The 15,727-nt window shown below is 46.7% G+C and carries 12 protein-coding genes; 4 read left to right on the top strand and 8 right to left on the bottom strand.

Annotated elements, in window-relative coordinates; translation table 11 throughout:
* Positions 1 to 50 precede the first annotated feature (50 nt).
* From AC0VXY_RS02545 to AC0VXY_RS02525, 5 genes are all read right to left on the bottom strand, one after another.
* Positions 51 to 2,015, bottom strand: a complete 1,965-nt coding sequence (locus tag AC0VXY_RS02545) for a hypothetical protein (RefSeq protein WP_475526779.1) — start codon at positions 2,013 to 2,015, stop codon at positions 51 to 53.
* A gap of 57 nt (positions 2,016 to 2,072) precedes the next feature.
* Positions 2,073 to 3,338 (bottom strand): ATP-grasp domain-containing protein, encoded by a 1,266-nt coding sequence (locus tag AC0VXY_RS02540; protein ID WP_475526778.1) that lies wholly within the window; start codon positions 3,336 to 3,338, stop codon positions 2,073 to 2,075.
* Positions 3,339 to 3,519: 181 nt separating this feature from the next.
* On the bottom strand, positions 3,520 to 4,239 hold the full coding sequence (locus tag AC0VXY_RS02535; RefSeq protein ID WP_475526777.1) for a YebC/PmpR family DNA-binding transcriptional regulator: 720 nt from the start codon (positions 4,237 to 4,239) through the stop codon (positions 3,520 to 3,522).
* Between the two features lie 142 nt (positions 4,240 to 4,381).
* Positions 4,382 to 5,893: a gluconokinase gene (gntK, locus tag AC0VXY_RS02530; protein ID WP_475527797.1), complete on the bottom strand. Its 1,512-nt coding sequence runs from the start codon at positions 5,891 to 5,893 to the stop codon at positions 4,382 to 4,384.
* 90 nt (positions 5,894 to 5,983) lie between these two features.
* Positions 5,984 to 7,327 carry a GntP family permease gene (locus tag AC0VXY_RS02525; RefSeq protein ID WP_475526776.1) on the bottom strand — a complete coding sequence of 448 codons (1,344 nt, stop codon included), beginning with the start codon at positions 7,325 to 7,327 and terminating at the stop codon, positions 5,984 to 5,986.
* Between the two features lie 281 nt (positions 7,328 to 7,608).
* Between AC0VXY_RS02525 and AC0VXY_RS02520 the strand changes: the two genes are divergently transcribed.
* Positions 7,609 to 8,460 (top strand): MurR/RpiR family transcriptional regulator, encoded by an 852-nt coding sequence (locus tag AC0VXY_RS02520; RefSeq protein WP_475526775.1) that lies wholly within the window; start codon positions 7,609 to 7,611, stop codon positions 8,458 to 8,460.
* Positions 8,461 to 8,501: 41 nt separating this feature from the next.
* Here the strand turns inward: AC0VXY_RS02520 and AC0VXY_RS02515 are convergent, their stop codons facing one another.
* From AC0VXY_RS02515 to AC0VXY_RS02505, 3 genes are all read right to left on the bottom strand, one after another.
* Positions 8,502 to 9,824, bottom strand: a complete 1,323-nt coding sequence (locus AC0VXY_RS02515) for an aspartate aminotransferase family protein (protein WP_475526774.1) — start codon at positions 9,822 to 9,824, stop codon at positions 8,502 to 8,504.
* A 569-nt stretch (positions 9,825 to 10,393) separates the two neighbouring features.
* Positions 10,394 to 11,779, bottom strand: a complete 1,386-nt coding sequence (locus AC0VXY_RS02510) for a YjiH family protein (RefSeq protein WP_475526773.1) — start codon at positions 11,777 to 11,779, stop codon at positions 10,394 to 10,396.
* A 74-nt stretch (positions 11,780 to 11,853) separates the two neighbouring features.
* On the bottom strand, positions 11,854 to 13,233 hold the full coding sequence (locus tag AC0VXY_RS02505) for a sigma-54 interaction domain-containing protein (protein WP_475526772.1): 1,380 nt from the start codon (positions 13,231 to 13,233) through the stop codon (positions 11,854 to 11,856).
* A gap of 221 nt (positions 13,234 to 13,454) precedes the next feature.
* Here AC0VXY_RS02505 and kynU point away from each other — a divergent pair, with 221 nt between their 5' ends.
* The 3 genes from kynU (at position 13,455) to AC0VXY_RS02490 (ending at position 15,630) form a co-directional block, all read left to right on the top strand.
* On the top strand, positions 13,455 to 14,732 hold the full coding sequence (gene kynU / locus AC0VXY_RS02500; protein ID WP_475526771.1) for a kynureninase: 1,278 nt from the start codon (positions 13,455 to 13,457) through the stop codon (positions 14,730 to 14,732).
* A 21-nt stretch (positions 14,733 to 14,753) separates the two neighbouring features.
* A complete protein-coding gene (kynB, locus tag AC0VXY_RS02495) occupies positions 14,754 to 15,377 on the top strand; it encodes an arylformamidase (protein WP_475526770.1) in 624 nt (207 codons plus the stop codon).
* A 115-nt stretch (positions 15,378 to 15,492) separates the two neighbouring features.
* Complete coding sequence (locus tag AC0VXY_RS02490) at positions 15,493 to 15,630, top strand: hypothetical protein (protein ID WP_200908415.1); 138 nt, start codon at positions 15,493 to 15,495, stop codon at positions 15,628 to 15,630.
* The last annotated feature ends 97 nt before the right edge of the window (positions 15,631 to 15,727 follow it).

Raw genomic sequence — 15,727 nt, 5'->3', positions numbered from 1 at the left:
AATCAAAAAAGCGTCGAGCAACCACTGTTGCTCAGGCGCCATTCATCATGTTAAACCCATGTATAATCCTTCCCCCAACTTTCCCCTGCAAGGATCTTGATTTCGTCGACAATGTCATTCTCCACTGCAAATGCATCACCCTGCTCATACGGATTGTAGTGGAAGGCATAGAGCCGGGAGACAAACTCATGGAACGGAAGGGAGCATTCGCCTTCAAGCTCCCCGTTATCCATGACGGAAGGTTCGATCCCCTGGCCCCAATTTTGAGAACCGTCGTTGTTCGGATTATAGAAATAGATCCGGTACTCACCCTTCGGATCCTGTTTGATCCGGAGAATGGATACAGCGTGGAATCCAAGCAGCTTCCCGTGGACATTCGTGATGAAAATCCCTACCGGATTCGGATAGATCAATCCGTAGTCATCATTGTATTCCGGATGATGGGTGGCATAAAACAGTCTGACAAAACCGGGATAGTCAGAAATGAGTCCGGTCAGCGAATCGATAACCGTGCTGAATCCCTTCTGTACCCAATCTCCATAGAATTCAGGGTTCACCCAACGATGTCCATCTTCCCCTCTGAGGGAAACCCTTCTCATCATTTCACTATAGATACGATCAAGATGCGGGACAAGAACGAGTGAAACGGGATCAAGTTCCTGATGAAGCTCAGGCGCCAGTCCTCCGCTCAAGTCCTTGGAATGAACGGGTGTACCTTCAAACATGATATCGATGTCGCCGTCCCTTGCCGCCCTCGGGATCAGTTCAAGCAGATACCCGGGAGCATGCTGCGCCCACAGGCTGATTCCCCGCGCTGTTTGACAGGTTGGGTTCAGGCCTTGTCCGATACCGATGGGCTGCCCGAGGACATTGATGACACCTGCCAGAAGTACGGAGTTTGCTGTAATACCATCTCCCGTTTTACATGAATTCAGAAGTGTCTTTCTTACTTCGGCCCTGATATCGAGTTCGATCAGTCTTTTGAGTCCCGGGGAGACAGGGGGATAGGAAAGAACCCCTCGTTCAAGCATGAGAGCAAGTCCGTATACAGACTGCTTCGTGGCCGGGTAGATCGCCACTTTCACAAGTTGGAATACAAGCTCGGTGTTTTCATCCAAGTTTGCTTTACCTTTATCATTTAACTGAAGAGCTGTCGGTACAAGATCCGGAAACTTTCTGCATAAATATCTCAGAAGAATGGCATGCTGGGGCGCCACTAATCCCGTGTCACGCATGGACCCGGCAAAATGCACCGCCTCCTTCTCCAGTTCTTCTTGGGATAGTTCCAATAACTTTTTGCGGTATTCCGCCGGTTTCACAATACTTTTACTCAACGGGGTCGGGCCTTCAATCGCCGATACGTATTTCTCCAGCACCAGACGTTCCGCTGCACTAAGATCGGAATGAAGCATTTTCTTGGCGGTCTCGATCATGGAAACGGTTCGCTTCACCATGATCGGACGCTGTGCCGTCAACCGTTCGATTTCTTTGATCAGCGTAGTGGTAAGTGCTTGGTATGACAACTTATCTGAAAGAAAATGAAACAACTCTGTAGCCCTTTCACTCTGCTCCCCACCTTCAATCCGGGCCGCTTCCGTCGCTTCAGGGAAAAGCAGGTTAAGGTTCAGCACCATTACTTCGTTCAGGAAATCCTGCGCCATCTCTGCCGTGACATCAGGATGCTCATATTGAGCTTCTGCAATGGAAAGCATCCTGAGCTCACTAAGGATTTCAATAATCGAAGGCAGACCTTTCGCCTGCAGGGATCCCGCCACAAGAGGAGGTTGAAGCTTGGATGCTTTTTCCCATGGACCATCCTGGAAGACCCCTGCTTTTTCAAAGCGGCTTGCGCTTTGGTATAAAATCCCGAGCCCTTCGTCAGTGTCCAGTAATCGTTGAGCTTCCTGATAGACGTCCGTTTGATACATTGATTTCGCAAATGAAGCTGCATTCTCCAATTCATTCAGCGCCTGTAAAAATCGCTCTTCCAGCTTAGAAGTTAATTCAAAAGCCATTTCAAAACTCCTTTATCGATCAGAATATCGGATAGGTTGTTCAGGCAAAAGACCAGCCTATATATAGAAATTAAATTGTTCGTATTCCTTTAAGAGGTCCCTCATCACTTCGCTGTCTTCCCCATAGAAGAAGATGGTCCCGTAATGGTTCCCGAACCCGATTCGCTGAGCGACTTTTCCCTGGGCCGGACTGAACATATCATGTTTTTCGAAATAAGGATGATTCTCAAGCTCGTCAGGCACCTCGAGCTTTTCTACATAATTGACATGAGGGTGAACCATTAAACACCCGGCATGAGCCTGTGCTTTCTCACCTGTCGAAGGGAAGAATTCTCTCAACTCTTCTTCCGTTGTGTTCGGATCTCCGCAAAGGATCTGTGCCTGGTACGCATTAAAACCGTAAGCCCGTTCAATCAAATCAAAGATATGCCCGCCAGGCACCCTGGCTGCGACTTCACCGAAATGAAGGGTCCCATCGGAGGTGATGAAGTATTCAGGATGAATCACGCCATATTCGATTTCAAATGCATCAATGAGTTGTTGAATCGCCTCACGGATGATCGGACGTTTTCCTTCAAGTGTGGGAGATGCCGGTACGAAATTGGAATATCCCAATCGCACATACTCCGTTATATTTAAAAATTGGATTTTCCCTTTATGAATGAACGCTTCGCATGAAAACTCCTGCCCGTCTAAATGACTTTCCATCAACAGAGGGAATTCAGACTCGGTGAGAGCATCGATATCCTCTGGATTCTCAATGGCACGATGACCGACAGACCCAGCTTTATCAAGGGGTTTAACATGAATGGGATCGTTCTTATCTCCTTCGACCTTCAATAGGGCTTCATTTACCCGTTTTAAGAAACGTCTTACATCATCCTTATCCCTCGCTTCTTCAAATACACCCACTTTGATTCCCGCAATTTGGGCTTTACGCTTCATCATCCCTTTATCCCTTAAGAGGAGAGAGCGATTAAAGACGCGCGGCTCGCTGCGGAAACGGGAGTTCAAAGCGCCCGCCCACTCCACACATTCTTCATATAGTGGGATGGCCACCTCAGCACCGAGTGACTTCAGCTGCTTATAAAGATGATCTGAACCTTCATTCAAGCGGTCGAAGTCCCATCCGATAAAAGCGATATCATGCTTCTCCGCATATGCTTCGAAATCAGGCGGTCCAACGACGACGAAGGGTCTGTTCAGCTTGGTACACGCCTCGATCGCCGGCAGGCTCCAGCCGATGAGTGCCGTCAAATAAGGTTTGGTTGCATCCTTCACGCTCTGTTCTGCTTGCTGCAATTCAAGTTGATCTAGTCCCATAGTTTCCTCTCCCTCTTTCACGTATTTATTCAGATTCTCCCCTAGCATACCAAAGCACCTTATGATAATGAAGTATTATGCTGAATTTTCAGTCATTTCGACAAATAAAGTGATAAATTGACATAATTAATGATAATCAAAACCCCCGACGCATCCAGCATCAGGGGTCACTTCTACTCTATTATTCTCCTAGATCAACGTTATGATAAACCTGCTGCACATCTTCCAGGTCTTCAATCGCATCAATCATTTTCTCGAATTGAGCTTGATCGTCTTCAGAAAGTTCCACATCATTCTGAGCAAGCATCGTTAGTTCTGCCACTGTAAACTCAGTGATACCGGCACCTTTAAATGCTTCTTGAACAGCGTGGAATTGATCCGGCTCGGCATAAACGATCACAGAATCGTCTTCTTCGATGATGTCACGTGCGTCCACGTCCGCTTCCATCAGGATTTCCATTACGTCTTCTTCAGATTCCCCTTCGATGCCGATGACGGCTGTCGCATCGAACATGTACGCTACAGATCCACTCACGCCCATATTCCCGCCATTCTTACCGAAAGCGGCACGCACTTCGGATGCTGTACGATTTACATTGTTCGTCAGTGCATCCACGATGACCATGGATCCATTCGGTCCGAAGCCTTCATAGCGCAGTTCGTCATAATTTTCTTCTGAACCGCCCTTTGCCTTTTCGATGGCACGATCAACGATGTGTTTCGGTACGCTATACGTTTTCGCACGTTCAAGAACGAATTTCAACGTTTGGTTAAGTTCAGGATCCGGCTCACCCTGCTTCGCTGCCACATAAATCTCACGGCCGAATTTCGCATATATACGACTCGTATTGGCATCCTTAGACGCTTTCTTTTCTTTAATATTATTCCACTTACGTCCCATAACGTTTCACTCTCTTTCATTTATCTATGGATAGTTTCTGATCATAAAAGGTATATTCGTTTCTATTATACATGAAAAGGGGATCTTTTGGCTAAGTGATTCCCTTCCATCCCATCTCGAAAAAAAAGCCGACTCAGGTGAGTCAGCTTCTTTCCTGGTAAGCACTGATTGCTTCGTATTCTTCTTCAAGCAATCGTGGTATACGAATGAAGATTGGCATGAGTTTAGTGTAAGCTTCAGTCGCTTTCGGGTCGGGCTGATGGGAATGGACGGAGCCGACCATTTCACTTACTTCTTCAAGTGAGTCAATCATTCCGCTGCCGTACATTCCAAGTACAACGGCGCCAAGGCAAGAGCTTTCAAAGCTTTCCGGTACTTCCACTTCTTGATCGAACACGTCGGCAAGCATCTGGCGCCACAGCTCAGAGCGGGCAAATCCACCGGTTGCCTGCACCCGTTTCGGCGTACCGATCAATTCTTCGAGGGCAAGAAGTACACTGTACAAGTTCATGACGATTCCTTCCAGGACGGCACGGATCATATGCTCTTTTTTGTGATGCATCCCGAGACCGAAGAAAGAACCGCGGGCTTTGGCATTCCAAAGGGGAGCCCGTTCACCGGCCATATAAGGATTGAACAGGAGTCCTTCTGATCCCGGCTCTACTTTTGCTGCAATATCCGTTAGCACTTCATAGGGATCCTTCCCTAATCGTTTCGCCACTTCCACCTCTCCGGAAGCGAGTTCTTCCCGGACCCATCTGAAAATCATTCCACCATTGTTCACGGGTCCGCCGATCACCCAGTGCTTTTCCGTTAGGGCATAGCAGAAGATCCGGCCTTTCGGATCTGTCACCGGCCGGTCCGTCACAGCACGGATTGCACCACTCGTGCCGATCGTAACAGCGACCACTCCGGGCTCGATGGCATTTACGCCAAGATTCGATAGAACTCCGTCACTTGCCCCAACAACAAATGGTGTATCGGCCGGTAAGCCCAGCAGTTCGGTATATTCAGACTTTAATCCGACGAGGCTATCCGTTGTGGATACCGGAGTCGACAACTGATCCTTTGAGACGCCGGCCACTTTCATGGCTTCCTCATCCCAAGCCAGGTTTTTCAGATGGAACATCCCTGTAGCAGATGCAATGGAATAGTCCACTACATATTTCCCAAATAAACGATGGAAAACAAATTCTTTAATAGAAATGAACTTTGTTGCTTTTCCGAACAATTCCGGCTTTTCGTCCTTCAGCCAGGCAAGCTTCACAAGGGGCGACATCGGATGGATCGGTGTACCGGTCCTTCTATAAATCTCCATCCCGTTCATTTCTTTCTTGATCTTCTCCGCCCATGCAGCACTTCGGTTATCCGCCCATGTAATGGAAGGGGTCAACGGCTGGTCATTTTCATCCACAAGGATCAAACTGTGCATGGCAGAACTGAATGACACAAATGAAATCGTTTCTTTCGTACTTGAAGCCACTTCCTTTATGCTCTTAATGACAGCCTGAAAAATTTCTTCAGGATCCTGTTCCGCCGTCCCTGGCGTTGGGGTATGTAATGGATATTCGATCCCGTGACGCTCGATCGCCTTTCCTTCTTTATTAAAAAGTACCGCTTTTGTACTGGTGGTCCCGATATCGACACCAATCATGAATTCTGACATCTTCGTTCCTCCTAAATAAATAGAGAAAAGGAAGAAGCGACATGGCTCTTCCCTCTTCTGCTATTATTCTATCCTATTTTAGCTAATGAATATCCCTAAAATGAACACAACGGCAAATCCTACAAACCCGATGAGTGTCTCCATCACCGTCCATGATTTTAACGTATCTTTCACATCTAATCCAAAATATCGGTTCACTAACCAGAAACCACTATCATTCACATGGGAGAAGACGGTCGCCCCTGAAGCGATGGCAATAACCATCAAACCAAGAACGGGACCTTGCATACCAAGAGTGTCGATAAGCGGGCTCATCAATCCTGCCGCTGTTACCATGGAAACGGTCGCTGATCCTTGAGCGACACGAACGACCATGGCGATCAAGAAAGCAAGGGCGATCGGTGGCAGGCTTGAGCCAGCCATCATATTTCCTAATACTTCCCCAACACCGGAGTCAATCAATACTTGCTTGAATACTCCACCTGCACCTGTTACAAGGATGATGATTCCCGCAGGCTCAAGTGCTTTTGTTGCAATGTCCTGAACTTCCTGGCGAGAGTATCCGCGCTTCGTACCCAATAGAACGAACGTCAACAGTGTAGCAATCGTTAAGGCCACGAAAGGATGTCCTAAGAAAGTCAGGATGGAACGAATCATATTTCCTTCATCTAACACAACACCCGAAAGCGTATTCAATAGAATCAATACTAATGGGATCGAGATAAGAGAAGCAATCAAAGCGAAACTTGGAAGCTCTTTATCGTACTCCATTTCTTCTGCCTGCATATAGTCAGGCACCACTGCATGGATTCGTTTTGAAATCCATTTTGCAAAAAGTGGACCGGCAATGATCATGGATGGAACACCGGCAATCGCACCGAACAGGATGACCCATCCAAGGTCCGCCCCGATCAAGTCAGCAACCGCGATCGGTCCCGGAGTCGGCGGGATGAAGCTGTGTGTTACGGCAAGACCTGCAAGTAATGGAATTCCATAGTATAGGAGTGACTTGCCTGTTTTTCTAGCTAATCCGTATACAATCGGTACAAGAATGATGAATCCTACATCAAAGAATACAGGAATGGCAACCAGAAATCCTGTGATCCCAAGGGACCATTGTGCCTTATCTTCCCCAAATTTATTAATCAGTGTCTGAGCCAGTCGTTCCGCTCCCCCTGATACTTCAAGCATGCGTCCGAACATCGCACCTAAACCAACGACAACAGCGACAAACCCGAGGGTTCCGCCCATACCGCTTTGTATCGAGGCCACTACTTCCTGAAGCGGCATGCCAGCCGCTATCCCTACGATTAAGCTTACTAATAATAGGGCAACAAAAGCGTGAAGCTTTGTTTTAATAACTAAAAATAATAAAAGAAAAATTCCGGCCAGTGCCACTAAAATGAGCATTTGATCTGACATTGTGTATCCCTTCCTTTCTTTCCTCGCGGCAGCCCTGCTGCCAAATTTTTTATAAAGTTTATCCTTCTTCTTTGTTTCGTACAGACAAGTAAAGCGTTTGCAAAACACATTATGTAACTATGACTCTCTCATCATCCGAACAATTCATCAGGAAAATTTTTTTCTAGCTCTCTCTATTATAAAAAATATTTTTCTTTTTGCAACCGTTTACAGAAATTATTTTTATTTTTCTTTGAATCTTGTATAATGAAACTATGAAAACCCTTACAGGAGTGGTGTCTATGAGTCAACATCAACATTGTTTAGCAAGTATCCGTTCTCACTATCCACAATTCAGTGTGACGGAGAAAAAAATTGCCGACTATATCCTTGAAAATCCGAACGAGATCATCCATTCCACGATCAACGGCCTGGCGGAAGATTTAGGAGTGGCCGACTCTACTGTCTTCCGCTTTTGTAAACGAATCGGCTTTAAAGGCTATCAGGCGATGAAAATCGCCCTTGCCTCAGAAATCGTGACCGGGCTTAAGGACATCCACGAACGCATCGATGAAGGCGACACGGCACAAACGATCGCCACAAAGGTATTCAGGTCCAACATCAAAACCATCGAAGATACTTTGATGGTGGTGGATGAGAAAAAGTTAATGAGAGCCGTGGACATGATGAGCACCGCCCGTTCCATCGAGTTCTTCGGAAGCGGTGGGTCCGGTGTCATCGCCCTTGATGCGTATCATAAATTCATCCGGACCGGTCTGCGTGTGCATGCGGCAAGTGACAGCCATATTCAGCTTATGACCGCTTCCCAGATGACGAGTGACGATTGCGCCGTTTTCATATCCCACTCAGGTTCGACAAAGGATATTCTTCAGCTTCTCGACATTGTGAAAGAAACCGGGGCCAAGACCATATGCATCACCAATTTCGCCAAGTCGCCGTTAAGCCAGAGGGTCGACACACCTCTCTTCACCGTTTCAGAGGAAACCGACTACCGTTCAGAAGCTTTGTCATCCCGCATTGCTCAGTTAACATTGATTGATGCTCTCTATGTGAACTTAATGATGATGAGGGAAACAGAAGGACAAGATGCCCTCAGGAAGATGAGGAAGGCCATTTCGGTTAAAAGACTATAAAAAAAGGTTGATCAGTTCCGAACTGATCAACCTTTTTTATTTTAATCCAGGTGACTCATCAGTGACGCCTCATACTCTGTCACCGCTTCATCCAGCATGTGAAGACCGGCGTCGATCTGCTCTTTTGTAACCGTAAGGGGTGGAATCATGCGGATCACTTCGGAGTGATTACCGCATAGATAAAATAAAACCCCTTTTTCAAGCGCCCCGTCAAGGATGTCCATCAAGCCTTCCTGATTCGGTTTACCCGTCTTTGGATGGACGATTTCAATCCCGATCATCAAGCCAACCGCCCTGATGCTTCCGATCACAGGATGTTTTTCTTTCAACTTCTCGAGCCTCGAAACGGCGTATGCACCCATCGTCTTCGTATTATCAAGGAGTCTTTCCTCCTTCATGACCTCAAGGGTGGCAAGAGCGACAGAGCATGCGATCGGGTTCCCGCCGAATGTCGTCCCATGGCTTCCAAGCGGCCACTGTTTCATCAGCTTATTGGACGCCACCGTCGCGCTCAAAGGAAGACCCGAAGCAATTCCTTTCGCGATCGCCATGATATCCGGCGTCACATCGAAGGTTTGCGCGGCAAACCAATTACCGGTACGTCCGAATCCCGTTTGGACCTCATCGAAAATCAGTAAAATATCATGCCTGTTGCAAATCTCCCTTACCTTTTTAAGCCAGGCTTTCGGAGGGACGATATATCCCCCTTCCCCCAATACCGGTTCTAAAATGACACACGCCACTTCTTCCGGGGTTACCTGATGATCAAAAAGTGTTTCAAAATCCTTTTCAAGCTTGCTGACAACATACCGGGCTGAATCCTCTCCCTCTGGACACTCCCGTTCATTCGCGTACGGAACCTGATATGTTAATCCTGAAGGCTGCATGAACTTTCGATACTTACTTTTTGAAGTCGTTACACTGAGTGCCCCCAATGAGCGCCCATGAAAACATCCCGTAAAGGAAATGACATAAGGACGCTTCGTTACATATTTAGCAAGCTTGATCGCCCCCTCTATCGCTTCAGTCCCGCTGTTGGCAAAGAAGAAACTATCCAGGTCCCCGGGTAGGATCTCTGCCAGTTCATCAGCCAGGCGAAGGATCGATTCATACATGATGACGCCTGAAGGACCGTGCATCAGACCGTCTGCTGCATCTTTGATCGCCTGTACGATTTTCGGGTGACGATGACCCACATTCGTCACAGCGATGCCAGAGGTGAAGTCAAGATACTTCCTTCCGTCCAGTCCGTAGTAGTAGCACCCTTCCTCTTTCACTACCGGTAAATTCGGATGATCCTTTGCCATGCTCGGTGCCAGACGATCCGGCATCCCCTCAATAAGCTGTTCAAACGTTCGTTCCATTTCAGTACCCCCATTTATTCTTATAGTATAATGCTAGATTGTCGAGGTTTTACTTAAAGCAGTTGTCATAACTTTGTTGTTAAAAGGAAAGTGCTGGTTGATTTCCGCTGCAGGTGCTCGCTTTCCGCGGGGCGTGAGTTGAGCCTCCTCGGGCTTTGCCCTGCGGGGTCTCAACTTTCCCGCAATTCCCGCAGGAGTCGAGCACCTTCCGCTTCAATCAACTTTATAAGCTTACGTTTCTTAAATGACTAATTTCAAAACCGACTTTCCACGTATGGAATTGTTATTAGCATACGACAGTCAAAAGTTTCTGTAATCGAAATCCTGTTCTTTCCATTGATTTTCATCACTACTGAGCTCTGTCACACTCACCTTGTTTAGATGGTGGTGGGAACTGCGTAGACTCCTGCGGAAAACGGGCGTGCCGAGACCCCGGAAGCGAAAAGCTGAGGAGGCTCGGCCGTACGTCCGCGGAAAGCGGAGCAGTTCCCATCACCATCCTGCACTTACAAGTTGACAGAGCTTAGGCATATTCTGATTTCGACGTAACAACCTCTGCGAAAGGTGTCCTACATAAAGAAAAAGTGCGCCAGTAATGCGACGATTGGTAGCGTGATGATGGTTCGTTGGATGAAGATGATAAAGAGATCCAGGAAGCTGATGGGAATTTTGGATTTGATTAATAGGATCCCGATTTCAGACATGTAGATTAATTGAGTCAAAGACATGGCCGCGATCACAAATCTCGTTAACTCGCTTTCGATCCCGCTTCCCACCACTGCAGGCAGGAACATATCGGCAAATCCGACAATCATCGCAGGGGCAGCATCAGCAGCCTGCGGGATTTGCAATAGCTCAAGGAGAGGTACGACCGGGTAAGCAAGCACATCAAACACCGGTGTATATTCTGCAACGACTAAAGCTAGGGTTCCAAGGGCCATGACGAGTGGAATGAGTCCGAACCAGATATCAAATACGTTTTGCAGTCCTTTTTTGGTCACTTCACCGACACTTTTCACTTCTGAGGCTTTTTCCACGGCTTTTTCGAAGCCCCATTGAAGACGGGAAACATTTTCAGGTACCGTTTCAGAGATTTGCATGCCGACCGGCTCATAATACGTATCTTTTTTACGGGAAAGAGGCGGGATGCGCGGGCAAATCACCGCTGCTGCGATCCCTGCAATGACGACCGTCCCGTATAATTGCACAAACATGGACTCCAAACCTATGAAACTGACGATCACGAGACTGAAAGCGATGGAAGCAACAGAGAAGTTGGTTGCAATGACCGCAGCTTCCCGTTTTGTGTAGTAGCCTTCTTCAAATTGTTTCGTTGTAATGAGGACACCGACTGTCCCACTCCCCATCCAGGAAGCCAGGGCATCAATGGAAGACCTTCCCGGCAGCTGGAATAAAGGCTTCATGATTTTCTGCAGCAGGGTCCCGAAGAAATCCATAAGTCCAAAATCTAATAAAAGTGGCATCAATAAACCTGCAAATAAGAACCATGTGGTCAGCACAGGGACTAACGAATACAGCACCGTTCCCCCTGTATAGTCGGATATGATCCATTCCGGACCGATCCCGTTGACGGTCATAATGGCAAAGACTGAACCTATGACACGGATCGTGATCCAGAACGCACCTACATCAAAAAGCCCTTTTAAAAATGGTTGCGTGATGATCCACTTAGGTTGAAGAAGTTTTGTATAAATGGCCATGAGAGCGGATATCCCAAATATGATCGTCATGAATAATGGCAATACTCCTTCTAACATCCCCTGAAAATAAGAAGCAAAGATCCCGACCCCGATGGTCATGTTCCCTTCGTATGTCACAGGGACCAAAAACAGCAATACTCCTATCAAGGAAGGAATGATAAACTTCATTGCTTCCCTGGCTGATCTCCCGGACCGGGTTTGTAACTGACTGACATTCTGTTTTCCAACCTCCATTGTCAAACACCCCTTTGAAATGATTCAATTATCCTTCTACTCACTAAAGAACTTGCAAGTATCATGCCAACTTTTTATCCAATTCTGTATTTTTTCATTTTTCTGACTACTGAAGGCTGACTGATCCCAAGGTTTTGTGCCATTACAGTCGTCGTTTTATACTGCTGCCTCGCTTTCTTCAGCACCTGCTCTTCAACCGCTTCAAGGATGTTCTTCAGTGATTGTCCTTCACGGTCCAACCCGGAAAGATCCCCACTATGCTTTATGTATCGCCCTGGAAGGTTCTCCATTTCAATGATCTGCCTGGAAGATGTGACAATCAGTCTCTCGATCAGATTCATCAACTCCCTGACATTCCCTTTCCACTCCTGAATTAGAAGCTGATGGATCACCCCTTCATCCAATGTCCTCCGGCGCTGATATTTTTCACAAAAATAACCTACAAAATAATCGATCATCGTAATAATATCCGATGTCCGCTCCCTTAAAGGCGGAATGGTGATGGGAACGACATTCAGACGAAAGAATAGATCCTGCCTGAATTCCCTGTTCTCAACTGCCATCTCCAAATCCCTGTTCGTCGCTGCCAGGACCCGGAAGTCCACTCTCCTTTGCTTCGTACCACCGACCCGGTAAAATTGTTTCTCTTGGATGAATTTCAAGATTTTCACTTGATTAGGTTGTGACAGCTCCCCGATTTCATCGAGAAACAGAGTACCGCCTTCTGCAAGTTCAGCCAATCCAACCTTCCCCTTGCGATCTGCCCCGGTGAACGAGCCGGGTTCATAACCGAAGAACTCCGCTTCAAATAAGGATTCCGGTATCGCACCGCAATTGACCTCAATGAAAGGTCCCCCTTTTCTTTGGCTTTTATTATGGATGAATTTTGCAATATGGGACTTACCGACACCGGATTCCCCTAACAATAGGACATTCACATCCACTTCCGCCACCTGCAGGGCAATCTGGAGAACCCTCTTCATCTCATCGCTTGTGGCAATGATCCCTTCCGAATAATAATGACGGCTCCTGAGGATTTCGAGTTCACTTTTCACCCTTTCCATCTCATCTTCCATGTCCTCTAAGTATTTCTTCATATTCAATAATTCTGTTACGTCATGTGAATAGCTGACGACCCGCACAAGCTCTCCATTTTCATGAAAAACCGGAATCCCTGTAACCAGGAGCTTTTTTCCTTCTTTACTTGTCTGAACCAGCGTAATTTTCTTTTTTTCCTTTAATACCAATGGAGTTAAAATCGGTGTGAAGATTCCCTCTTTCTCAAGATCATAGACGGATTTCCCTACCATATCCTCTGATTTCACATTATAAATACCACCAGTCGCCTCACTGACTTTCAAGATGATTCCATCTGTATTCGTTACCAAAACATCGTCCTGCAATGAGTGAAGGATTGCTTCGTTTTCATTCCAACTTTTTTTCGTCTCAGTCACCCTGGTCACTCCTTTCATCTTCACCGGATTATTCAATGATGAATAATTTCACTGAATTTTATTATATTAATCCATTTATACCAGACTATTTTGACTTTTTATACATTTTTGAATAATTTATTTAATAATGCATAAAAACCACCCCTCTTACAAAACAATTATTTTACTATTCAAATCATTTCGATTATCATTTTGGTAAGACTGTTAAAGGTGGGATAGAGATGACACATGCATTAACGTTGGAACACGCCAAAGAGATGGATAAACGGGATGCGCTTGCCCATTTCCGAAAGGAATTCTACATAAAGGAAGATCATTATTATATGGATGGGAATTCCTTGGGCCTGCTATCGAAGCGAGCCGAGGAATCGCTTTTGACCTCATTGAATGATTGGAAGGAACATGGCATCGATGGCTGGATGGACGGGCAGGAGCCGTGGTTCTATTATTCTGAGAAGCTTGGAGAAATGACGGCTCCTTTAGTGGGTGCAGAACAGGAAGAAGTCATTGTGACGGGTTCCATCACGACGAATCTTCATCAGTTACTGGCAACCTTCTATCAACCTCATGGAAAACGAACGAAGATACTCGCAGATGAACTGACTTTCCCCTCGGATATTTACGCGGTTCAAAGTCAGCTGGAATTAAAGGGGTATCCCTTTGACGAGCATTTGGTCCAGGTGAAAAGCAGGGATGGATATACACTGCGTGAGGAAGACATCATTCTTCAAATGACCGATGAGATTGCCCTTATCCTCCTTCCGTCCGTTCTTTACCGAAGCGGTCAGCTGCTGGATATCAAACACTTGACGGAGGAAGCCCATAAACGTGATATTGTCATCGGATTCGACCTCGCTCATTCGATCGGCGCCCTTCCTCATCAGTTGCACGAAGACGGGGTGGACTTTGCGGTGTGGTGCAATTACAAATATTTAAACAGCGGACCGGGGGGTGTCGGGGGATTGTTCGTTCACAACCGGCACAGGGGTAAAAAGCCCGGTCTTTCCGGTTGGTTCAGTTCCCGGAAGGATGCGCAGTTTGATATGGATCATACGCTCTCTCATGCTGATTCTGCCGGTGCTTATCAAATCGGGACCCCCCATATTTTGAGCAGTGCCCCCTTACTCGGCTCCCTTCAGTTGTTTGAAGAAGCCGGGATCGAGAATCTGAGGCGGAAATCCCTTTCTCTTACAAGGTTCATGATGGATTTATTCCAGCAGGAGCTTAACGGCTATGGGTTTACCATCTGTAACCCCCTTGAAGATGAACGCCGGGGCGGACATATCAGCCTGCAGCATGAGGAAGCAGCGAGGATCTGTAAAGCCTTGAAAGCAAACAGGGTGACACCTGATTTCCGGGCACCGAATGTGATCCGGCTGGCACCTGTGGCTCTTTATTCGTCGTACGAAGATGTATGGGGGACGATTCATATCTTGAAAAACATCATGGAAAAAGAAGAATACAAGCAGTTTGAAAATACACGGAACGTTGTCGCTTAACACAGAAAGGATGAGGCACTCATGAAAATGATCGATATTTCAAGACCACTGTATAATGAAACCCCTGTTTGGCCGGGAGACACGCCTTTTTCCTTTTCCTTGAACTGGACGAAGGAAGAAACGGGATCCGTCAATGTCGGCCAGCTGACCATGAGCTCCCATACCGGGACCCATGTGGATGCCCCCTTCCACTTCGACAGTGACGGGAACCGGATCCTCGATATGGCCCCAGAACGTTTTATGGGACCGGCCATCGTGGTTTCGTTGGAAGGTGAGCCTGAAATCAGTCCTGAACGATTAATGAAGATCGACTTGGCTGATGTCAAAAAAGTTCTGTTTAAAACCAACGCCTGGAGTGATCCAAACCGATTCCCCAGGCACATTCCCCCTATCACGAAAGAACTTGCCCCTTTTTTAAAAGAAAAGGGCATTGATCTGATCGGGGTGGATCTTCCCTCTGTTGATCCTTTGGACAGCAAGGAATTGGAGGCCCATCACTCTTTGCGAGAACATGACATCGGAATTCTGGAAGGGATCCACCTTACCCATGTAACACCTGGGATATACGAACTGATAGCCCTCCCCCTTCCCCTTAAAGAAGGGGATGGTTCCCCGGTTCGTGCCGTTTTGATTGACCGAACGTAAAATCGCGAACCTTTTTGTCCTTCGGGTCGAATATATCTCCACTCCTTTTTCATAGACTGATAGTAGACGTATAGAATCATGTACATGAAAGAGTCAGAAAAAAGGAGTGGGGCTTATGGGAATCACCATCACCATTGGTTTTATCGTGATACTCGGAATGATCATGGGTATTCTTATTTATTTTCTAAGACAGGCTTTGGATTCGAATGATTCGAAGAAGGTTGATTCACGTGATGATCATTTTTCGCAGTGAGGGATCGGTTTATTGATTGACATGTGTATTTGCAGCATTTGTTGATTTTTATAGAACGGTCTATAAACCGCAAAAAAGCCCCTGCGTCCTTCACTTT

The sequence above is a fragment of the Rossellomorea sp. QJM3NY_18 genome (genome assembly GCF_056173145.1).
The sequence above is the reverse complement of the archived record's forward strand: the minus strand, read 5'-3'. Positions and strand labels throughout refer to the sequence as shown.

Excerpts from the sequence above, each read along its gene's own strand:
- AC0VXY_RS02545 (WP_475526779.1), bottom strand. The coding sequence starts at position 2,015 with ATGGCTTTTGAATTAACTTCTAAGCTGGAAGAGCGATTTTTACAGGCG.
- AC0VXY_RS02540 (WP_475526778.1), bottom strand. The coding sequence starts at position 3,338 with ATGGGACTAGATCAACTTGAATTGCAGCAAGCAGAACAGAGCGTGAAG.
- AC0VXY_RS02535 (WP_475526777.1), bottom strand. The coding sequence starts at position 4,239 with ATGGGACGTAAGTGGAATAATATTAAAGAAAAGAAAGCGTCTAAGGAT.
- gntK (WP_475527797.1), bottom strand. The coding sequence starts at position 5,893 with ATGATTGGTGTCGATATCGGGACCACCAGTACAAAAGCGGTACTTTTT.
- AC0VXY_RS02525 (WP_475526776.1), bottom strand. The coding sequence starts at position 7,327 with ATGTCAGATCAAATGCTCATTTTAGTGGCACTGGCCGGAATTTTTCTT.
- AC0VXY_RS02520 (WP_475526775.1), top strand. The coding sequence starts at position 7,609 with ATGAGTCAACATCAACATTGTTTAGCAAGTATCCGTTCTCACTATCCA.
- AC0VXY_RS02515 (WP_475526774.1), bottom strand. The coding sequence starts at position 9,824 with ATGGAACGAACGTTTGAACAGCTTATTGAGGGGATGCCGGATCGTCTG.
- AC0VXY_RS02510 (WP_475526773.1), bottom strand. The coding sequence starts at position 11,779 with ATGGAGGTTGGAAAACAGAATGTCAGTCAGTTACAAACCCGGTCCGGG.
- kynU (WP_475526771.1), top strand. The coding sequence starts at position 13,455 with ATGACACATGCATTAACGTTGGAACACGCCAAAGAGATGGATAAACGG.
- kynB (WP_475526770.1), top strand. The coding sequence starts at position 14,754 with ATGAAAATGATCGATATTTCAAGACCACTGTATAATGAAACCCCTGTT.
- AC0VXY_RS02490 (WP_200908415.1), top strand. The coding sequence starts at position 15,493 with ATGGGAATCACCATCACCATTGGTTTTATCGTGATACTCGGAATGATC.